The organism is Streptomyces sp. NPDC047886 (assembly GCF_043204435.1).
GTDB lineage: Bacteria > Actinomycetota > Actinomycetes > Streptomycetales > Streptomycetaceae > Streptomyces.
Genome location: NZ_JBIDCF010000003.1, coordinates 136493 through 156093, shown reverse-complemented (window position 1 = coordinate 156093; position 19601 = coordinate 136493). Strand labels below are relative to the sequence as shown.

Genomic DNA, 19601 nt, shown 5'->3' with positions numbered 1-19601 from the left:
GGGCCGCCGCCGGAGGGGCCGGCCCCCGCGCGGATCGGCGCGGCGCCCGGTGGGTATGGGTCGAGAGCCGGGTCCCGCGCCCGGCCCGTGCCCGCAAGGGACCGCCGACTGTCCCGTACGTACGCTCCGCACTACGCTGTGCGACCGTCGTCCGAACTCCTCGACCTGTCCGAGAGCGAGTCTCCCTTGGCCTGTGACCTGTGGCTGGTCCCCCTTGTCGACGTGCTGTGCCACAGCCCCGACAACCCCTTCGCCGAAGAGATCGCCGCGTACGACAACGCCCTCACCGAGGCCGGTCTGCCCACCGTGCCCGTCTTCGCCTACATGCCGGGGCTGTCGGGCGACGTCGCCCCGGTCGCCGGTTTCGACTACGACGCCCTGCACTTCCTGCGCCGCGCGTATCTGCTCCAGATCTGCGGGCTCGCCGTGACCCCGGTCGACGCGCTGGGCGGGGACTACGAGCAGCTCCTGGAGATGTTCGAGTCGACGGCCCAGCAGTCGCACCTGGTCTGGCACTACGACCACGCGGGCGCCTACGTGCCGGTCGACTTCGGGGCGCCGCTGTCCAACGAGGAGCTGCTCGCCGGGGGCGGCCCGCTCGGCTCCGTGCAGGGCCTGCTGCGGGAGCTGGAGTACGTGGCGCCGTCCATCGGCATCGACCCGGGGAACCCGCCGGCGGCGCCCCAGCCCCCGGAGCGCCCCACGGCGCTGGAGGAGCCGGCCAGTCCCGTCCCGTACGACGACAGCCCCTTCGCCCGCGAGCGGCACGTCTGGCTGGGCCTGCACGCCGCGGCGACCCGGAGCCTCGGCCAGGGCTCGATGATCATCTTCAGCTGACGGCGGGCGGCGGCCGACCGCGTCCGCCAAGCGGGTCCTGCGGGGTCGGCCCGGGGCGGCGGGTCGGCGGGGTCAGCGGGGCCGCCGGGTCAGTCTGGGGCGGCGGGGTCAGCGGGGCTCTGGGGGCCGCTGGCGGGGCATGTTGGGGCGGGACGGCGGGGGGAGCGGGAAGCGCCCCTGCGGCTGGCCCGCCTCAGGGCGCGGCGCCGCCACGGCCGGTACCTGCGTCACCGGCGGTGTCGCCCCCGTACGGAACTCCGCCATCCAGTCGGCGGTCTCCGCCCGCACCAGTTCCGAGACGTCCTCGGAGAACCGCCGCAGCACACCGAGGCACCGTTCCGCCGCCTCGCTCGCCGTGCCCTCGGCCGGGCCGAGCACCTCGCGGACGCTCTCCGACGCCCAGTCGAACTGGAGCGCCTGCAGCCTGCGCTGCACCGCCTGGGCCGTCGCGACGGCCCGCATCCACCCGGACGTCACCCCGAAGTACCGGTCGCAGGCCACGCAGGCGGCGGCGATGAGCAGCGCCAGGTACCCCCACACCGCCGCGCCGTCCAGCGCCCCCGTCAGGTCCAGCACCGGGAGCGCGGCGCCCACCACGGTGCCCGCGGCCGTTCCGACGCGCAGGGCGCGCGCACAGCGGCGTTTCCACATCCGGTCGGACAGATACCACTCGGCCGTACGCAGCGCGTTCGCCTCCACCCATCGGTACAGCTCGTGCAGCCGCTCCGCAGGCTCGCCCCAGTCGCCGAGCGGGAACGGCCGTCCGGTCAGATCGCCGTGCTGCGGTACGCGGCTGTCGCCCTCCCCCCGGGCGGGGCCCCCGGGCTGCATCTCCGGCTGGCTCACCGGGGCACTCCTCTGCGCTCTGCGTGACAATGCGTGACGTGCCACACGTGTGATGACGTGCGGGCACGTCCGATGACGTGTGGTGCGTGCGATGCGCGCGGTGCGCATGCCCTTTCCTACCGCCGAATGGTGGGCGACGGGCGCCGATTCCCGGGATTTCCGCCCGCAAGAGGGGTGTGATCAGGTAGAGGGCACGCCAGAGCGTCACCCGAAAGAGTGCCCCGGGTGCGGATGGAGCGCGCCGCGCGGGGACCACGTAGGCTCGGCCGTACCGAAACAATCGTCGTCGATGTGCCAGGAGTGACCGTGATTCCCGGTGGTGGCCAGCCCAACATGCAGCAGCTCCTCCAGCAGGCCCAGAAGATGCAGCAGGACCTCGCGGTGGCCCAGGAGGAACTGGCCAGGACCGAGGTCGAGGGCCAGGCGGGCGGCGGTCTGGTGAAGGCCACGGTCTCGGGCGCCGGCGAGCTGCGCGGCCTGGTCATCGACCCCAAGGCGGTCGACCCGGAGGACACCGAGACCCTCGCCGACCTGGTGGTCGCCGCCGTGCACGCCGCCAACGAGAACGCGCAGGCGCTCCAGCAGGCCAAGCTGGGCCCGCTGGCACAGGGCCTGGGCGGGATGCCTGGCCTGCCCTTCTGAGCGGCCGCCGCCAGGACTTCTAAGGCGCGGCCCCAGCAACTACCGTAAGCATCACAGCACTCCCAGGAGAGGCGTTCCGTTGTACGAAGGCGTGGTCCAGGACCTCATCGACGAGCTGGGCAGGCTGCCAGGCGTCGGTCCCAAGAGCGCGCAGCGGATCGCCTTCCACATCCTCCAGGCGGAGCCCACGGACGTGCGGCGCCTCGCCCACGCCCTGCTGGAGGTCAAGGACAAGGTCCGGTTCTGCGCGGTGTGCGGCAACGTCGCGCAGGAGGAGCGGTGCGGCATCTGCCGCGATCCGCGCCGGGACGACGCCGTGATCTGTGTGGTCGAGGAGCCCAAGGACGTCGTCGCCATCGAGCGCACCCGGGAGTTCCGTGGCCGGTACCACGTCCTCGGCGGAGCGATCAGCCCCATCGAGGGCGTCGGCCCCGACGACCTGCGCATCCGTGAGCTGCTCGCCCGCCTCGCGGACGGCACCGTCACCGAGCTGATCCTCGCCACCGACCCGAACCTGGAGGGTGAGGCCACCGCGACGTATCTGGCGCGGATGATCAAGCCCATGGGCCTGAAGGTCACGCGCCTCGCCAGCGGACTGCCCGTTGGCGGGGACCTGGAATACGCCGACGAGGTCACACTCGGGCGTGCGTTCGAAGGGAGACGACTCCTCGATGTCTGACGCCACACTCCACGCGCACTCGATGGACCCCGACAGCTTCGCGGTCCAGATCGCCGACTCGATCGAGTCCTTCATCGTCGCCACCACGGAAGTGGCCAAGGGCGACGAGCCCGACAGCGCCATCCCGTTCCTGCTCCTGGAGGTGTCCCAGCTGCTGCTGGCCGGTGGCCGGCTCGGCGCGCACGAGGACATCGTCCCCGACGAGCGCTACGAACCGGACACCGGACCCGACCTGGACGTCGACGAACTGCGCGAGCGGTTCGCGGTGCTCCTGGACCCGGTGGACGTCTTCTCGGAGGTCTTCGACCCGTACGAGCCGCGCAAGGCGCCCGTGCCGTGCCGGATCTCCGACAACCTCGCCGACATCATCACCGACCTCCGGCACGGCCTCGCCCACTACCGGGCGGGACGCACGTCCGAGGCCCTGTGGTGGTGGCAGTTCTCGTACTTCTCCAACTGGGGCCCCACGGCGTCCGCGACCCTGCGCGCCCTCCAGTCGCTGGTCTCCCACGTCCGGCTCGACCAGCCGCTGGAGGCGCTCGACGGCCTCGACATCGACGAGGACCTGACGGAGGAGGACCTCGCCGAGGAGGCCGGCCGCGTCATGGCCCAGGAGATCGCGGGACCGCTGGGCCTGCACCGCGGCTGACCGCATCCGCATCCGCATCCGTACCAGGGTCCGGGCCCGGGTCCGGGTCCGGACCGGCCCGTACGGCTGTCGCCGGCGGTCCGGCCCGGCGCCCGGCCGTCAGGCGCTGCGCCTGGTGGGCGCGGCCGGCCGGAACACCGGCGCGGCCGCCCGAGGCGCCCCGCCCCTGGCCGGGGCCGGTGAGACCGGCGCGCCGCCCCGTGGCGCCGGTGAGACCGGCGTGCGCGACGCCGGGGCAGGTGAGACCGGCGTGTGCGACGCCGGGGCCGGCGGTCTGCGCAGGCCCGGTCTCGGCGCGGTCAGGCCATGGGCGAACAGCGCCGCCTCCACACGGTTGGCCACCCCGCACTTGGTGTAGACGGCCCGGATGTGGTCCTTCACCGTGCCGACGTGCAGCGCCAGCCGGTGCGCGATCCCGTCGTTGCTCAGCCCGTCGCTGAGCAACGTCAGCACCTCCCGCTCACGCGGCGTCAGATGCGCCAGCCGCGCCGCCTGGTCGGGGCGTGTCGCCCACACCCGCAGCCCGCCCGCCAGCACGTGCACCGCGTGCACGAAGTCCTTCCCGGTCAGCGACGGCGGCAGGACACCGTTCAGATACTTCGCGCCGGGCCCGGTCGTGTCGAACCCGCCGTACCCCGCGAGCGCCAGCGGCTCCCGGCGGGCCAGCGCCGCCGCGAAGATCACCTCCGCCTGGCCCGGACCTTCGGCCACCCGGCCGATCAGCGCGAGGTCCGCGTCCACCCCGACGATCGTCGCGGGCGCCTCCGTACCGCCGAGCACCGCGCGCACCTCCGTGCCCGGTGCGCCGTCGAGCAACACCGCCAGCGCCGTACGCGCCGACTCGTCGTCATCAATGATCACAACGCCTATCACGGCTTGTCCCCCTCAAGCTCAAGATCCGCGAACGACCGCAAGTCTTGAATTCGCCCCTCACGGCTGTCAACTCCGCTCGACCGTGCGGCAGCACCCCTCTCATCAGGGTGTTCACCGGTCGGCGGGGCTTCCCCTCCGGGTGGCGGGGGACAGGAGAAGGGGGCCGAAGAGCGGGGTTCTCAACGCCCCGTGCCGGCTGTCACGGTGGTGATCGCTCGGGCCGATCAGTCGATCACCACGGCCCCCGCCCCGCTCGAATCGAGGCGGGAGCCACCCCACGGTGCTGGGGAAACCGAGCCTAGTCCCCAACTCGGAGGGCCCGTCAGAGGCCCTCTACGGAGGTTGTCATGAAGAAGTCCCTCGGCCGCGCGGCCGTCGCCGGTGCCGGTGTCGCCCTCGCGGGCAGCGCGTTCCTGCTGCTCGGTGTCGTCGCCCCGTCGGTGCTGACCGCGTGGTTCGGTTTCACCTCGGCCCAGGCCGCCGGTGCCGCCACCGCGATCATGACCGGCATGGACGTCGCCACCGCCCTGTCCATCTTCGGCGGCGTGACCGCCGCCGGCGGCTGGGGCCTGTGGCTGCTGCGCAAGGCGGTCGGCCGCCAGGCCATCGTCAAGTAACCCGTCACGCAACGGTCAACGGAGGAAGACCATGAAGAGGTCCTTCGGCCGTGCCGCCGTCGCCGGTGCGGGTGTGGCTCTGGCGGGCAGCGCGTTCCTGCTGCTCGGTGTCGTCGCCCCGTCGGTGCTGACCGCGTGGTTCGGTTTCACCTCGGCCAAGGCGACCGCCGCGGCCACGGCCATCATGGCCGGCATGGACGTCGCCACCGCCCTGTCCATCTTCGGCGGTGTGACCGCCGCCGGTGGCTGGGGCCTGTGGCTGCTGCGCAAGGCGGTCGGCCGCCAGGCCATCGTCAAGTAACCATGCCCGGCGGGGGCCGTGCGGAACGCCCCGCGGCCCCCGCCGATCCACGACCGCCCGCTCGGCGGCCCCTGCCCGCCCAGCCCGCCTGCCCGCTCAGCACCCCTGACCGCCCAGCCCCCTGCCCCTGACCGCCCCGCCCTGGACGCGTACATGAACGCTCTCCCCACTCCTTCTCTCGCACCGCTCGCGGTGCTGCGACGGCAGCGTGTCGCCCTCGCGCTCGGCGCCCTGTGCTGGTTCGGCTCCATGCTCATCGGCTGGTTCGCCGGCGGAGAGATGACGGGCGGTGTGGTGCGGGCCCCTGCCGAGCCCGGCGCCGCCCTGTGGTGGTCGATCTTCAGCGCCAACGCGAGCGTCGCCCTGCTCGCCTTCGCCGGGGTCCTCACCCTGGGCGTCGTCACCGCCCTGTTCAGCCTGGTCTCCGGGATGATGACCGGCCTCGGACTGGCCCAGGCGACCGCCGTCGGCGGCATCGGGGTCATGGCGCGGCACATCCTGCCGCACGCCGTGATCGAACTGCCGGCCATCGGTATCGCCGTCGGCGCCGGACTGGTGCCGCTGGTGGCGCTGATCCGGCACTTCGCCGGCCGCCCCGGCCCCCGGCCGACCGTACGGAACCTCCTCGTCGACTCCGTGGCGCTGCTCGGCTGCTCGATCTTTCTGCTCCTCATCGCCGCGACGATAGAGACCTGGGTGAGTACGTGATGAACCCCTCCACGGCACCGGCCACCTCCACGGCACCGGCTTCGGCTCCGGCTCCGGGTCCGGGTCCGGCACCGGCTCCGGCTCCGGCTCCGGGTCCGGGTCCGGCACCGGCTTCGGCTCCGGGTCCGGGTCCGGCACCGGCTTCGGCTTCGGCTCCGGGTCCGGCACCGGCGCGGGCGCGCGGCGCGCAGTTCCTGGCGCTGCTCGCGATGTGCCTGCTCATGGCCGTGACGATGAGCCGCTTCACCGATGTCTTCCGGGCCGAGGCCGCCAAGGCGCTGCCCGGGGCCACACCCGGCGAACTGTCCCTGGCGGCCTGGGCGGCGTGGGCCACCGGCTCGTTCTTCAACATCCTGGCCTACCTCGGCCTGGTGCTCGCCCTGGCCGCCCTCGGGGCCGTCGCCTGGCGGCAGCTCGGCGTACCGGCGGAGTTCCGGCCGCTGCGGCAGCTCATCGGCGCGGTGCTCGGCGGCTACCTGGCCGTGCGGACCGCCGGGTTCCTCGTCCTGTCCCTGGCCGGTCTCGACGGCCGCGTCCTGCTGGAGTGGCTCGCCCGGCCGGAGCCGAGCCTGCTGCTGGCCGCCGCCGCGCTCGGGTTGCTGCTGCGACGCAACCACCCCGGCCTCGGAACCGTCCGTACCGCCGTGTGCGCCGTCCTGCCGGTCGCGGTCCTCGGACTGCTGCAGGCGGCGCTGTGACCGAAGCCGCAACCGACCACGGGGAAAGTCCGTCATGAACTCCACCGGCACCTTGAAGATCTCGGCGCTCACGACTCGGCAGAAGATCCTTGTCGTGGCGGCGCTGCTGACCACCGCGCTCGCCTGGACGCGCGGGTTCCTCTACGCCCGGTCGGCCGACGAGGTGCACTCGGCGATCGCCACCTCGGGGAAGGTCGCCGAGAACAACCAGGACTTCGTGATGGCGGCTCAGGACGCCCTCCAGTACGCCTGGTTCGCGTTCCCGGCCGTCCTGCTGCTGCTCACGGCGGCCGTCGCGATCGTACGGGTCGGGCAGTTCGTGCTCATCGGCGTCGCCGGGCTCGTGGGGCCCGTCCTCGGCCTCGCGGGCGTGCTGTTCCCGTCGACGGGGACGCTGCGGGCGCTGGCCGCGCTGTTCCTCGCGGCGACGGTCGTCACCGTCGCGGCCGCCGTCATACCCGGACGCGACCGGTGACCCGTGCCACCCACGCCCTGTTCGCGCTGGCCCTCGCCGACGCCCGGCGCAGACTGAACCTGCTCCAGGGCCGCGCGGCACCCCGCTGGGCCGTCGGCGCGGTCGTCGGGTTCTACGCGCTCGGCGTCCTGGCCGCGCTCGGCCTCGCCCTGGGCGCGGGCGCGCTCACCGGCCACCTGGCGCCCGTGGCGGACGCGGCGGAGGGTACGGGGGGTGCCGCCGTCGCCGGTGGCGCGCACGGTGCCGCCGCCGTCGCCCGGTACGCGTGGCTGCCCGCCCTGATGGTGGTCGCCGCGCTCGCGCTCGCCGCCCGGCCCGGCCTCGTACGCCAGGTCGTCCACCCCGCCGACCTGCCCGTGCTGCGCACCCTGCCGGTGACCCCCGGTCAACTGCTCGCCGTACGGCTGGTCGCGCCGCTCGCCGCGCCCGCGGCCGGGTTCGCCGCCGCGCTCGCCGCGTTCCTCGGCATGTGGCTTGGCGCCACCCCGCAGGGGCGCGACCTGCTGCCGCTCGCCCTCACCGTCGCCTGGGGCGCCGTCGCGGTCGGCTCTGCCGCCCGGCTGTGCGCCGAGGGCCTCATCGCCATGGCGCCGGCCCGTGGCGCCCGGCTGCGGGCGTTCGTCCTCGCGGCGGTGGCGGGCGCGGGGGCCGGCTGGTTCGCCGTGCCGCTGACCCGGGGGCTGCGGGAGCACGGCCCCCTCGTCGAGGCGGTGCCCAGGGCGGCCGCCGACACCCTGACCGCCTCGCGGCCCGGCTGGTGGGACACCCTGCTGGCGTACGGCCCCGGCACGCTCGCCCTCGCCATGGCGGCCGTCACCGTGACCCTCGCCGCCCTCGGGGCGGTCGCCCTGCGTCAGGCGGCCCGGCACCGGGTCATGCGGGACGAGACCGCTCCGGCACTTCTCCTGCGCCGCCCCCTTCGTACGACTCGTGCGGCTGCTGCGGCCTCTGCGGCTTCTCCGGCTCGTGCGGCTCGGACGACTCATACGACTCGTGCGGCTCGGACGACTCGCGCGGCTCGTGCGACGGAGCCCAGGGAGGCCACCGGGCTGCCCGGGGCGCGGCAGGTGGTCGGGCTGCTCGTCGCCAAGGACACCCGCGCCGCGCTGCGCGCGCCGGGTACCGCCGTCGCGGGCCTGCGGTACGTCCTGCTCGCCGGGACCGCCCTGTTCGCCGCGGGCGCCGGGCACGCCATCGGCAGCGGCGGGCGCGACGCGCTCGGGCTGCCGCTGCCCGCCGTGGCCGGTGTGCTGGTCACCCTCCTGCTGCTCGCCGCCGACGAGGCCGTCCAGGTCTTCGGCATCGAGGCCGAGCGCCGCGCCTGGGACCTGCTGCGCATGTCCCCGCTGCCGCTCGGCGCGCTGCTCGCGGGGAAGGCCGCCGCGTTCGCGCTCGCCGTCGCGGCGGTCGCGGCGCCGGCGGCGGCCGGGTGGGCGCTGCTGGCCGTCGGCTTCGGCCCGCAGCTGCTGCCGCTGCTCGCCATCGGCGCCGCCGCCGCCGCCGCGAGCGCCGTCGCCGTCATCGCCACGGCGCTGGTCATGCCGCCCGCCGAGACCCCCGGGCGCGGCCGGCTCACCCGCTCGCCCGCGGCCTCCCTCGTCCAGGCTGTGCTGGCCGGTGTCCTGATGCTGCCCGCCACCGCCTCCCTCCCGCTGCTGCCGGAAGGCCCCGATCTCCTGTCCGCGGCCCTGCGCGCGCTGCCCGCGCTGCTGACGCTGGGCGTCCTGGGCGCCGGGGCGTGGGCGCTGCGCCGCCACGACGGCCTCCTGCGAAAGGTCCGACCATGATCCGCGCCGAGAACCTGACCGTACGGTTCGGTGCCGACACCGTCCTCGACGGCCTCGACCTGCACGTTCCGGCCGGTGAGCTCGCCGTGCTCAGCGGCGCCAACGGCGCGGGCAAGAGCACCCTGCTGCGCGCCCTGGCCGGTCTGCTGCCGCCCACGTCCGGCCGGGTCACCATCGGCGGACACGAACCGGCCGAGCGGGCCGCGCGCGAACTGCTCGGCTTCGTCCAGGACGAACCGCCGCTGTACGAGTACCTGACCGTCCGCGAACACCTGGCGCTGGTCGCCCGGTTGTGGGGCACCCCGGTCCGTGACTCGCTCGCCGGTCTCGACCGGTTCGGCGCCGCCGAATGGTCCGACGCCCTCATCCGGGACCTGTCCCTGGGCACCCGTAAGAAGGTGGGCCTGGTCGCGGCGACGCTGCACCGGCCCCGGGCGGTCCTGCTGGACGAGCCGTTCAACGCGCTCGACCCCGAAGCGGCCGACGAACTCGCCGTACTGCTCGCCGAATGGCGCGGCGAAGGCCGCACCGTGCTCGTCTGCAGCCATGAGCGGCGGCGTGTCGAAGGACTGGCGGACCGTCAAGTCGTGCTCGGCGCCGGACACGTACAGCCGCACCCATCCCCCTCGTCCCGGAAGGAAGGCGCGGCCCAGTGATCCAGCTCCGCTCCCTCACCAAGCGCTACGCGGACCGGACCGCCGTCTCCGCCCTCACCTGCGACATCCGGCCGGGCGCGGTCACCGGCTTCCTCGGCCCCAACGGCGCGGGCAAGTCCACGACCATGCGCATGATCCTCGGCCTGGACCGGCCGACGTCCGGCACCGCCACCGTCGGGGGTCGCCGCTGCGCCGAGTTCGCCGACCCGCTGCGCGAGGTGGGCGCCCTCCTCGACGCGGGCGCGGTGCACGGCGGGCGCACCGCCCGCAACAGCCTGCTGCACCTGGCCCAGAGCAACCGCGTCCCGGCCCGCCGCGTGGACGAGGTGCTCGGGCTCGTCGGTCTGGACGCCGCGGCGGGGCGCCGGGTGAAGGGCTTCTCGCTCGGCATGCGCCAGCGCCTCGGTCTGGCCGCCGCGCTCCTCGGCGACCCCCCGGTGCTGATCCTCGACGAGCCCGTCAACGGTCTGGACCCGGAGGGCATCCACTGGATCCGCCATCTGCTGCGGGGCCTGGCGGCCGAGGGGCGCACGGTGCTCGTGTCCAGCCATCTGATGAGCGAGATGGCGCTGACCGCCGACCACCTGGTGGTCATCGGCCGGGGGCGGCTGCTCGCGGACACGCCGATGGACCGGTTCGTGGCCGAGCACTCACGGCGGACCGTACGCGTCACCACGCCGAACCCCGAGGACCTGGAGCCGCTGCTGAAGGAGGCGGGCGGCACGTACGAGAGGTCGGCCGCCGCCCCGGACGGCGTCCGTACGTTCGAGGTGAGCGGGGTGGAGGCGGCGGCCATCGGCCACCTCGCCGCCCGGGCCGGCGTCCCGCTGCACGAGCTGTACACCCACGGCGCGTCCCTGGAGGACGCCTATCTGCGCATGACGGCGGACTCCGGCGAGTACCGGGCCGGCGGACAGCCCGGCGGAAACGGAGCCTGAGCCATGACCGACACCCACACCCAGAACCACACCCACTCCCACGCCCAGAACCAGTCCCACTCCCACTCCCACACCCAGAACCACGCCCCCGCCCACGCCACCCACACCACCCGCGCCGACACGCGGCAGGAGGCAACCGCCGAGGGCGCGCCCGGCCCGAGCGCTCCCAGCCAGGGCGCGGCCGGCTCGGGGGCTCCCGGCCGGGGGGCGCCGCGCGACGGCCGGGGCAAGGTCGCGGCCGTGCTCCTGTCCGAGTTCACCAAGCTCCGCACCGTACGGTCCACCGTGTGGACCCTGTCGTCCGCGTTCGCCGTGACGGTCGTCCTCGCGCTCTGCTTCTCCCTGCTGACGCGGCAGGTGAGCGGGCAGCTGGAGCAGGGCGCGGATCCCGCCGCCGACCCCGTCTTCACCAGCTTCGCCGGGATGGTCCTCGGCCAGCTCGCGATGATCGTGTTCGGTGTGCTCGCCGTGTCGGGCGAGTACAGCAGCGGCTCGATCGTCACCTCGCTGCACGCCGTCCCGCGCCGGGGCCTGCTGCTCGGCTGCAAGGCGGCCGTGGTCGGCGGTGTCGCGCTGGTGGTCGGCGAGGTGACGTCGTTCACCTCGTACGCGGTGGGCCAGGCGGCCCTCGGCCCGTACGGGACGTCCCTGACCGAGCCGGGCGTGCTGCGCGCGGTCGTCGGCGCCGGCCTGTACATGGCCCTGATCGCCGTCTTCTCGCTGGGCGCGGCGGCGGTGCTGCGCAGTCCGCTCACGGCGCTCGGGCTGCTGATGCCGTTCTTCTTCCTGGTGTCGCCGATCCTCGGCTCGCTGCCGGCGACGCGTACCGCCGCCGAGTTCTTCCCCGATTCGGCGGGCATCCGGATCGCGCAGGTCGTGCAGGTGCCGGGGGTGCTGGGCCCGTGGTCCGGGTTCGCCGTGCTGCTGGCCTGGACCGTGCTGGCGCTGGCGGGCGGGGTACTGGCCCTGCGCCACAGGGACGCGCGGTAGTACCCGGGCGGTCGGCGCTGTGACCCGGCACACGTTCCGCGTACGGGTGGGACTTCCGGGCAGGTACCGGGCCGAGCGGCCGTGAAACGCCCCATGACGACTGTGGAAGATCACTTCTTGAGCGGGACATCTCAGGATGTGGTACTCCGGGGGCGTTTCCCGGCCGCTCGTTAGACTGAGCCGACCGCAAACGGACTGAGCGAGGAGCGCACGTGGGCCTTGTCGTGCAGAAGTACGGAGGCTCCTCCGTTGCCGATGCCGAGGGCATCAAGCGCGTCGCCAAGCGAATCGTCGATGCCAAGAAGAGCGGCCACCAGGTGGTCGTCGTGGTATCGGCGATGGGCGACACGACGGACGAGTTGATCGATCTCGCCGAGCAGGTATCCCCCATTCCTGCCGGGCGTGAGTTCGACATGCTGCTGACCGCCGGAGAACGGATCTCCATGGCCCTGCTGGCCATGGCGATCAAAAACCTGGGCCACGAGGCCCAGTCGTTCACGGGCAGCCAGGCGGGCGTCATCACCGACTCCGTCCACAACAAAGCGCGGATCATCGACGTCACGCCGGGCCGGATCCGTACGGCGCTGGACGAGGGCAACATCGCCATCGTCGCCGGATTCCAGGGCGTGTCCCAGGACAAGAAGGACATCACCACCCTCGGGCGCGGCGGCTCGGACACGACCGCCGTGGCTCTGGCGGCGGCACTCGACGCCGAGGTGTGCGAGATCTACACCGATGTCGACGGCGTGTTCACCGCCGACCCCCGGGTCGTGAAGAAGGCCCGGAAGATCGACTGGATCTCCTTCGAGGACATGCTGGAGCTCGCCAGCTCCGGCTCCAAGGTGCTGCTGCACCGGTGCGTCGAGTACGCACGCCGCTACAACATCCCGATCCACGTCCGGTCGTCCTTCTCGGGGCTCCAGGGCACGTGGGTCAGCAACGAACCGCGAGGGGACCGCAAGGTGGAGCAGGCCATCATCTCCGGTGTCGCCCACGACACCTCCGAGGCGAAGATCACCGTCGTCGGCGTGCCGGACAAGCCGGGCGAGGCCGCCGCGATCTTCCGCACCATCGCGGACGCCGAGATCAACATCGACATGGTGGTGCAGAACGTCTCCGCCGCGTCCACCGGTCTGACGGACATCTCCTTCACGCTCCCCAAGGCCGAGGGCCGCAAGGCCATCGACGCCCTGGAGAAGCAGAAGACCCTCATCGGCTTCGAGTCGCTGCGTTACGACGACCAGATCGCCAAGATCTCGCTCGTCGGCGCCGGCATGAAGACGAACCCGGGTGTCACGGCCGGCTTCTTCGAGGCGCTGTCGGACGCGGGCGTGAACATCGAGCTGATCTCGACGTCCGAGATCCGCATCTCCGTGGTCACGCGCGCCGACGACGTCAACGAGGCCGTCCGCGCCGTCCACACCGCCTTCGGCCTGGACAGCGACTCGGACGAGGCCGTCGTGTACGGCGGCACCGGCCGGTGACGCCACGATGAGCCGCAAGCCGGCACTCGCGGTCGTCGGAGCGACCGGAGCCGCCGGTGCGGTGATGCTCCAGATCCTGTCGCAGCACGCCGACATCTGGGGCGACATACGCCTGATCGCCTCGCCGCGCTCGGCCGGCCGCAAGCTGACCGTGCGCGGCGAGATGACCGAGGTCATCGCCCTCGACGAAGCGGCGCTCGACGGCGTCGACGTGGCGCTGTTCCTGGTGCCGGAGGAGATCGCCGCCCACTGGGCGCCGATCGCCGCCGCCGGGGGCACGGTCGTCGTGGACGCCTCGCCGGCGTTCCGGACGGATCCGGACGTGCCGCTCGTCGTACCCGAGATCAACCCGCACGCGGTACGGGTACGCCCGCGCGGCATCGTCGCCAGCCCCGGCTGCGCGACGCTGGCGCTGATCGTCGCGGTGGGCTCCCTGCACGCCGAGTTCGGGCTCAGTGAACTGGTCGTCTCGACGTACCAGGCCGCCAGCGGGGTCGGCCAGGCCGGTGTGGGCGCGCTGCGGGAGCAGCTGTCGCTGGTCGCCGGTACGGAGCTGGGCACGACGCCCGGTGACGTGCGCCGCGCGGTCGAGGCGGGCGGCGGCCCGCGCGCCGGACGCGGCGGGATCGCGGGACACGGCGGGACGGCGCGGCGGGGCGACGCCGCCGGGCGCGGCGGGATCGTGGGGCGGGGCGACGTCGTCGGGCGCGGCGGGATCGTGGGGCGCGGTGAGGAAGCCGCGCCGTTCCCGGCGCCGCTGGCGCTGAACGTCGTGCCGTGGGCCGGGGAGCTCGCCGAGGACGGCTGGTCGTCGGAGGAGCTGCGGATCAGGGCCGAGGCCCGCAAGATCCTCGACCTGCCGCAGCTGCGCGTCGCGGCGACCTGCGTCCGCGTGCCCGTCGTGACCGCCCACTCGGTCTCCGTGCACGCCCGCTTCGAGCGCGAGGTCACGGTCGCCCGCGCGCACGAGATCCTCGCCACCTCACCCGGAGTCGTGCTGTACGACGATCCGGCGGCCGGGGACTTCCCGACGCCCGCCGACATCGTCGGCACCGATCCGACCTGGGTCGGCCGGGTCCGCCGCGCGCTGGACGACCCACGGGCCCTGGAGCTCTTCGTCTGCGGCGACAACCTGCGCAAGGGCGCCGCCCTGAACGCGGCCCAGGTGGCCGAGGCGATCGCCGCCGAGCGGCTCACGGGCCCACCGCCGAACGGAGTACGCACCGGATACCCGGTGGACTGACCGCCGCGCCTTTGTAGGATCTGTTAACGCCCTGTGGCAGGTCCCGGCCTGCGCGCTTGAACTGGGGCGATGGCATTGTTCGACGATGCGTTCCGTCGTGCCGCGACAGCGGGCGGGCGGGAAGCGTCTCTGCGGTCGCCCCCTTCGTACCGCGAACAGGGGCATTGGGGAAGAGCGGATACGCATGAGGGCAGACGACGCCCGGTCAAAAACGGGGGCGTGCGCGTACAACCCTGACTGGGGGAGACGTGTCCAACAGGCGTGGCAGAGGTACTCGACATCCCCTTGGCGGCCCCGTTCCGCGGCGGCGCCCCGGTCCGCCCTCTCCGGCGCCCCCGTCGACCCGGCGGGCTCGTCGGGCTCGGTGGGCCCGGTGGGCTGCCGGTGATCGCTCCCATGCCCGCTGCCAGACGCACCCGTATACCGTCGCCGCGTGACGGCGCCGCAGAGGCGAGCTCCGCGGGTACCACCGTCGACCTGCTCACCGAGACCTACCGCGTCCACTACCGGTCGCTGCTGGGTCTCGCGGCGCTCCTCCTCGACGACACGGCCTCCTGCGAGGACGTCGTCCAGGAGGCGTTCATCCGCGTCCACTCCGCGCGCAAACGGGTGCGCGACCCCGAGAAGACCCTGGCGTACCTGCGGCAGACCGTGGTCAACCTGTCCCGGTCCGCGCTGCGCCGGCGCATACTCGGGCTGAAACTCCTCTCCAAACCGATGCCCGACATGGCCAGCGCGGAGGAGGGCGCGTACGACCGGCTGGAGCGGGACGCGCTGATCAAGGCGATGCGCGGGCTCCAGCGCAGACAGCGCGAGGTACTGGTGCTGCGGTACTTCGCGGACATGACGGAAGCGCAGGTCGCGGAGACGCTGGGGATATCCCTCGGCTCGGTGAAGGCATACGGATCCCGGGGCATCGCGGCACTGCGCGTGGCCATGGAGGCCACGAAGTGAGCGAATCCAGGGACGAATTCGGGAACGGAACTGTGGACAACGGGCACAGCGCGTCGGACGATCTGAACGCCCCGAACCCCGCGAACGGCGCGGGCGCCGGGGAGCGGGCGGCTGGCGAGGAGACCGTGGACGCCCGGGACACCGCGGACGCCTGGGACACCGCCGATGTGGCGGACGCGGCCGATGTCGCGGGCGGCGCCGATGTCGGGGACGGCGGGGACGTCGCGGGCGGCGCGGGCGGCGGGGACGAGCTGAACGCCCTCGACGGCGACGAGCTGGCGCTGCGCCGACTGCTCCAGGGCGCGGTGCAGGACCTGCGGCCCGCCGACGGCGCGCTGGAGCATCTGCGCAAGGCCGTGCCCGCGAGGCGCGCCCGCAAGCGTCAGGCCCTGGTCGGCGCGGCGGCCGCGGTGCTGCTGTTCGGCACCGGCGTCCCGGCGTTCGTGCACGTCGCCGACTCCGACGGCACATCCGACGACCGGCCGGTCAACGCCGGGCACGGCGAGCAGGCGCAGGGCGGCACCGGCGACGACGCGGGCGAGGACGGCGGCAACCAGGCCGCCGGCAGCAAGTCCGGTGAGCTGACCACCGGTGGGCAGGGCGGCAAGGGCCACCAGGAGAAGCCGCAGGAGGCCGTCGCCGGCGCCTCCGACGGCACCGTGAACGGTACGGACCCCTCCAGCTCGGCACCCTCGACCGTGCCGGTGTGCGATGCCGGCCAGCTGGGCGTGGCCTCCACGTCCAGCTCGGAGCGGGACGCGGAGGGCAAGGTCTACGGCACCTTCCGGGTCGCCAACGTCTCCAGCGACGACTGCGCGGTCACCGGCCCGGGCACGGTCGCCTTCACCGCGAACGGCGCCGCCGACCCCGGCAGGATCACCGTCGTACGCCACACGGCGGGCGACGCGGCGACCGGCCTGCCGGACCCGGCGGGCGAGGCGGAGACGCTCGTACTGAAGCCCTCGTCGGCGTACGAGGTGAAGTTCGCCTGGGTGCCGAGCGAGACCTGCCCGGTGAACGGTGGCGGCACCGGCGGTGACAGCGGCGGCACCTCGCCCAGCCCGAGCACACTTCCCGACGGCGGTACGTCGGGCGGTACGGCGGACGCCGACAAGACCGGCGCCGAACCGCAGCTCGTCCCGGCCGACGGCACCCCGGCGGCAGGCAGCGTCACCATCACCCACACCGCCGAACCGGGCGCTCCGTCCGCCTCGGAAACCGTCTCCCACGCCTGCGCGGGCACGATCTACCGCACCGGCATGACCCCCACGGCCTGACCCTCACGCGGCCGCGCCGCCACCGGCGGCCCGGGGCTGTGACGGGGCCGCCCCGGGGCTGCCGCGCCCGCGAGTGCCACCGAGCCGCTACGGCTCGGCCCTCCGGGTCGTCGTCCCGCCGACAGCGGTGCCGAGTCCCCGGCTCGGCCGAGCTGTGGCGACGGCAGCGCCAGCCGGGCGGCAGCGTCAGCCGGGCGCCAGCGCCTGGCGGGGGCAGCATCGGCCGGGCGGCAGCGCAGCCGGGCGGCAGCGTCAGGCGACGGCAGCGTCTGGCGGGGGCAGCGTCAGGCGGGGGTGGGGGCGTCCGGGGCGTCCGGGGGCGTCAGCCCCAGGGCCCGGTCACGCGCGGCTTCGGCCTCGCGGCGGAACAGCCGGAACCACATGAACAGCACGAACCCCGCGAACGCGAACCACTCGCCCGTGTAACCGAGGTTCTGGAACGCCTTCAGATCCAGTCCGGTGCCCGCCGGTGCCGTCGCCGGGACCGGGGTCAGGCCCGCCGGGGCGTCCGTGAGCGTGATCCACGCGTCGTACACCTCGGCCGGCACCACGTTCACCAGCAGCCCGGCGCTGATCATGGCGAGCTGGCCGGACGGCAGGCCGCCCTTCGCCCGCACCCCGTTGGTCCCCGCGTGCTCGGACGCCTGCAGGGCGCCCGTCACCGTGACCTCGCCGGCCGGCGGCGCCGGGGCGGTGGCGCCCACGGGCAGCCACCCCCGGACCACCGGCAGGGCCTTGCCGTCCGCCGTGTGCAGCAGCGTCAGCACATAGGAGCCGTTCTTGCCGTCCAGCTCCCGCTCCGGAACGAGGAACTGCTCCCCGTACCGGCCCGACGCCGTGGCCTGCCGCCCCGAGGTCTCCTTGTCGACCGGCAGCAGTTCGGCCAGCGGCGCCGCCGCCTCCGCGCCCGACGAGGGACGCTGCTCCGCCTGCCGGTGCGAGTCGACGCGGTCCTCGAACCTGCCCAGCTGCCAGGTCCCCATGAGCACACAGAACGGGATCGCCAGCAGAACGAAGGCGTTGATCCCCCACCAGCGGGGGGTCGTCAGGAACCGGTACACCCCTCCACGGTACGGAACGCGCTCGCCTCCCCTCCCGCCGGGTCCCGGCGTCACGCCTCCACGTGCCGGGCGGCGAAGGCGAGCTCCAGCCGCACCTGCTTGATCCGCTCCTCCACCACCAGCGAGCCGTGGCCCGCGTCGTACCGGTACACCTCGTGCACGGCTCCCCTGGCCGCGAGCCGGTCCACGTAGTTGTCGATCTGGCGGATGGGGCAGCGCGGGTCGTTGACGCCCGCCGAGATGTAGACCGGCGCCCGCACCGCGTCCACGTATGTCAGCGGCGACGACGCCTCGAACCGCTCCGGCACCTCCTCCGGCGAACCGCCCAGCAGCGTGCGGTCCATCGCCTTCAGCGCCTCCATCTCGTCGTGGTACGCCGTCACGTAGTCGGCGACCGGCACGGCGGCGATCCCCACCGCCCACGCCTCCGGCTGCGTGCCGAGGCCCAGCAGCGTCAGGTAACCGCCCCAGGAGCCGCCGGTCAGGACGAGCTTCGCCGGGTCCGCCAGGCCCGACGAGACCGCCCACTCGCGTACCGCCGCGATGTCCTCCAGCTCGATGAGCCCGACCCGGTGCTTGAGCGCGTCCGTCCACGCCCGGCCGTACCCGGTGGAGCCCCGGTAGTTGACCCGCACCACCGCGTACCCGTGGTCCACCCAGGCGGCCGGCCCCGCGGCGTACGCGTCGCTGTCGTGCCACGTCGGCCCGCCGTGGATGTCGAACACCGTCGGCAGCGGGCCCGTGGCCCCGGCGGGCCGCTGCACGAGCGCGTGGACACGGCCGCCGGGACCCTCCACCCACACGTCCTCCACGGCCACCGATCCGGGCGCCTTCATACCGGGCGGGTCCAGCACGACACCGCCCGCCGTCGACCGCACCACCGGCGCGTGCGCGGCCGACGACCACAGGTACTCGACCGTCCCGTCGGGGCGCGTCGTGGCGCTCGACACGGACCCGGCCGGGGTGTCGACGCGCACCAGGTCGCGCGTCGCGATCTCGTACCGCCACATCTCACTGCGTGCCTCGAAGCTGTGCACGATCAGCAGCCCGGACCCGTCAGGGAACCACTCCGCCGACACATCGCCCGGCAGATCGAGCGCCAGGTCCGTCTCGACGCCCGACGCCACGTCCCACAGCATCGGCTCCCACCGGCCGCGCCGCTGATGCCCGACCAGCAGCCGGGTGTCCCCGTCCACCGGCGCGAAGCCCAGCACGGAGAGCCCCAGCTCCTCCGTACCGCCCTTGGTGTCGTCCAGCTCGGCCACCACCGAACCGTCCAGCCGCACCACCCGCAGCGCCGAGTGCATCGCGTCCCCGTGCTCGGTGTGCTCGACGGCGAGCAGCGTGCCGTCGTGCGACAGGTCCCCGACCCCGGCCGACTCCCGGTGCCGGTAGATCTCCAGCGGCGTCCGGCCGGGCCGCACGACATGGATGGTCGACCCGTCCTCGTCCGTGGACCGGCCGATCACCGACGTCCCGTCCCGCCCGATCGCCAGCCCCGCCGGATACGACGCCTCCAGCCCCGGCGCCGCGGGTTCGTCGTCCCCGCCGCCGAACGGCTGCCGCATCCACACCCCGAACTCGTCACCGTCCGTGTCGGAGAACCACCAGATCCACTCCCCGTCCGGCGACAGGACGCCGTCCGTCGTCCCGTTCGGCCGGTCCGTGACCTGCCGCTGCCCACCCGTCTCCCGGTCCCAGGCGTACAGCTCGTACGTCCCGGTCGCGTTCGACACGAACAGCGCGCGGCTCGGCGCGTCGAGCGCCCACTCGGGCAGGGAGACCCGCGGCGCCCGGAACCGCTTCTCCCACTCGGGCATGGCCACATCGGCCCCGGTCTGCACGTCAGTCGGCTCAGTCATGCCCTCCATCATGCTCTGCCCCAC

General features: G+C 73.8%; 21 protein-coding genes. 17 read left to right on the top strand and 4 right to left on the bottom strand.

Annotated elements, in window-relative coordinates; translation table 11 throughout:
• Positions 1-186: 186 nt before the first annotated feature.
• Positions 187-837: a hypothetical protein gene (locus ACGF5U_RS12245; protein ID WP_392710631.1), complete on the top strand. Its 651-nt coding sequence runs from the start codon at positions 187-189 to the stop codon at positions 835-837.
• A gap of 108 nt (positions 838-945) precedes the next feature.
• On the opposite strand, the gene ACGF5U_RS12240 is transcribed toward ACGF5U_RS12245, so the two are convergent.
• Positions 946-1683 (bottom strand): SLATT domain-containing protein, encoded by a 738-nt coding sequence (locus ACGF5U_RS12240; RefSeq protein WP_392709966.1) that lies wholly within the window; start codon positions 1681-1683, stop codon positions 946-948.
• Between the two features lie 306 nt (positions 1684-1989).
• On the opposite strand from ACGF5U_RS12240, the gene ACGF5U_RS12235 reads away from it, so the two are divergent.
• The 3 genes from ACGF5U_RS12235 (at position 1990) to ACGF5U_RS12225 (ending at position 3653) form a co-directional block, all read left to right on the top strand.
• A complete protein-coding gene (locus ACGF5U_RS12235; protein ID WP_392710630.1) occupies positions 1990-2325 on the top strand; it encodes a YbaB/EbfC family nucleoid-associated protein in 336 nt (111 codons plus the stop codon).
• Between the two features lie 79 nt (positions 2326-2404).
• Complete coding sequence (recR, locus tag ACGF5U_RS12230; RefSeq protein WP_392709965.1) at positions 2405-3004, top strand: recombination mediator RecR; 600 nt, start codon at positions 2405-2407, stop codon at positions 3002-3004.
• Complete coding sequence (locus ACGF5U_RS12225; protein WP_392709964.1) at positions 2997-3653, top strand: DUF5063 domain-containing protein; 657 nt, start codon at positions 2997-2999, stop codon at positions 3651-3653. The genes recR and ACGF5U_RS12225 overlap by 8 nt, the downstream gene beginning before the upstream one ends.
• Positions 3654-3752: 99 nt before the next feature.
• Here ACGF5U_RS12225 and ACGF5U_RS12220 read toward each other — a convergent pair whose 3' ends face one another.
• Positions 3753-4526 (bottom strand): response regulator transcription factor, encoded by a 774-nt coding sequence (locus ACGF5U_RS12220; protein ID WP_392818376.1) that lies wholly within the window; start codon positions 4524-4526, stop codon positions 3753-3755.
• 347 nt (positions 4527-4873) lie between these two features.
• Here ACGF5U_RS12220 and ACGF5U_RS12215 point away from each other — a divergent pair, with 347 nt between their 5' ends.
• The 13 genes from ACGF5U_RS12215 (at position 4874) to ACGF5U_RS12155 (ending at position 16654) form a co-directional block, all read left to right on the top strand.
• On the top strand, positions 4874-5143 hold the full coding sequence (locus ACGF5U_RS12215; protein ID WP_392709961.1) for a hypothetical protein: 270 nt from the start codon (positions 4874-4876) through the stop codon (positions 5141-5143).
• Positions 5144-5174: 31 nt separating this feature from the next.
• Positions 5175-5444, top strand: coding sequence for a hypothetical protein (locus tag ACGF5U_RS12210; RefSeq protein WP_392709959.1), 270 nt, complete (start codon positions 5175-5177; stop codon positions 5442-5444).
• A gap of 153 nt (positions 5445-5597) precedes the next feature.
• Positions 5598-6152 carry a stage II sporulation protein M gene (locus tag ACGF5U_RS12205; protein ID WP_392709958.1) on the top strand — a complete coding sequence of 185 codons (555 nt, stop codon included), beginning with the start codon at positions 5598-5600 and terminating at the stop codon, positions 6150-6152.
• Between the two features lie 221 nt (positions 6153-6373).
• Positions 6374-6850, top strand: coding sequence for a hypothetical protein (locus tag ACGF5U_RS12200; protein ID WP_392709956.1), 477 nt, complete (start codon positions 6374-6376; stop codon positions 6848-6850).
• Between the two features lie 34 nt (positions 6851-6884).
• Entirely contained in the window at positions 6885-7325 is a 441-nt protein-coding gene (locus ACGF5U_RS12195; protein WP_392709954.1) for a hypothetical protein, read from the top strand.
• Positions 7322-9112, top strand: coding sequence for a hypothetical protein (locus tag ACGF5U_RS12190; RefSeq protein WP_392709953.1), 1791 nt, complete (start codon positions 7322-7324; stop codon positions 9110-9112). Before ACGF5U_RS12195 ends, ACGF5U_RS12190 begins: the two co-directional genes overlap by 4 nt.
• Entirely contained in the window at positions 9109-9768 is a 660-nt protein-coding gene (locus ACGF5U_RS12185) for an ABC transporter ATP-binding protein (protein WP_392709952.1), read from the top strand. Before ACGF5U_RS12190 ends, ACGF5U_RS12185 begins: the two co-directional genes overlap by 4 nt.
• Positions 9765-10706: an ABC transporter ATP-binding protein gene (locus tag ACGF5U_RS12180; RefSeq protein ID WP_392709951.1), complete on the top strand. Its 942-nt coding sequence runs from the start codon at positions 9765-9767 to the stop codon at positions 10704-10706. The genes ACGF5U_RS12185 and ACGF5U_RS12180 overlap by 4 nt, the downstream gene beginning before the upstream one ends.
• Positions 10707-10946: 240 nt before the next feature.
• Positions 10947-11696: an ABC transporter permease gene (locus ACGF5U_RS12175; protein WP_392710629.1), complete on the top strand. Its 750-nt coding sequence runs from the start codon at positions 10947-10949 to the stop codon at positions 11694-11696.
• A 212-nt stretch (positions 11697-11908) separates the two neighbouring features.
• Entirely contained in the window at positions 11909-13180 is a 1272-nt protein-coding gene (locus ACGF5U_RS12170) for an aspartate kinase (protein WP_392709950.1), read from the top strand.
• 7 nt (positions 13181-13187) lie between these two features.
• On the top strand, positions 13188-14423 hold the full coding sequence (locus ACGF5U_RS12165; protein WP_392709948.1) for an Asd/ArgC dimerization domain-containing protein: 1236 nt from the start codon (positions 13188-13190) through the stop codon (positions 14421-14423).
• 261 nt (positions 14424-14684) lie between these two features.
• Complete coding sequence (locus ACGF5U_RS12160; protein WP_392709947.1) at positions 14685-15377, top strand: SigE family RNA polymerase sigma factor; 693 nt, start codon at positions 14685-14687, stop codon at positions 15375-15377.
• Complete coding sequence (locus ACGF5U_RS12155; protein WP_392709945.1) at positions 15374-16654, top strand: hypothetical protein; 1281 nt, start codon at positions 15374-15376, stop codon at positions 16652-16654. Before ACGF5U_RS12160 ends, ACGF5U_RS12155 begins: the two co-directional genes overlap by 4 nt.
• A 284-nt stretch (positions 16655-16938) precedes the next feature.
• On the opposite strand, the gene ACGF5U_RS12150 is transcribed toward ACGF5U_RS12155, so the two are convergent.
• Positions 16939-17715: an SURF1 family protein gene (locus ACGF5U_RS12150; protein WP_392709944.1), complete on the bottom strand. Its 777-nt coding sequence runs from the start codon at positions 17713-17715 to the stop codon at positions 16939-16941.
• A gap of 50 nt (positions 17716-17765) precedes the next feature.
• Positions 17766-19586: a prolyl oligopeptidase family serine peptidase gene (locus tag ACGF5U_RS12145; RefSeq protein ID WP_392710628.1), complete on the bottom strand. Its 1821-nt coding sequence runs from the start codon at positions 19584-19586 to the stop codon at positions 17766-17768.
• Positions 19587-19601: the final 15 nt, after the last annotated feature.

Excerpts from the sequence above, each read along its gene's own strand:
- ACGF5U_RS12200 (WP_392709956.1), top strand. The coding sequence starts at position 6,374 with ATGGCCGTGACGATGAGCCGCTTCACCGATGTCTTCCGGGCCGAGGCC.
- ACGF5U_RS12205 (WP_392709958.1), top strand. The coding sequence starts at position 5,598 with ATGAACGCTCTCCCCACTCCTTCTCTCGCACCGCTCGCGGTGCTGCGA.
- ACGF5U_RS12225 (WP_392709964.1), top strand. The coding sequence starts at position 2,997 with ATGTCTGACGCCACACTCCACGCGCACTCGATGGACCCCGACAGCTTC.
- ACGF5U_RS12185 (WP_392709952.1), top strand. The coding sequence starts at position 9,109 with ATGATCCGCGCCGAGAACCTGACCGTACGGTTCGGTGCCGACACCGTC.
- ACGF5U_RS12210 (WP_392709959.1), top strand. The coding sequence starts at position 5,175 with ATGAAGAGGTCCTTCGGCCGTGCCGCCGTCGCCGGTGCGGGTGTGGCT.
- ACGF5U_RS12165 (WP_392709948.1), top strand. The coding sequence starts at position 13,188 with ATGAGCCGCAAGCCGGCACTCGCGGTCGTCGGAGCGACCGGAGCCGCC.
- ACGF5U_RS12145 (WP_392710628.1), bottom strand. The coding sequence starts at position 19,586 with ATGGAGGGCATGACTGAGCCGACTGACGTGCAGACCGGGGCCGATGTG.
- ACGF5U_RS12215 (WP_392709961.1), top strand. The coding sequence starts at position 4,874 with ATGAAGAAGTCCCTCGGCCGCGCGGCCGTCGCCGGTGCCGGTGTCGCC.
- ACGF5U_RS12195 (WP_392709954.1), top strand. The coding sequence starts at position 6,885 with ATGAACTCCACCGGCACCTTGAAGATCTCGGCGCTCACGACTCGGCAG.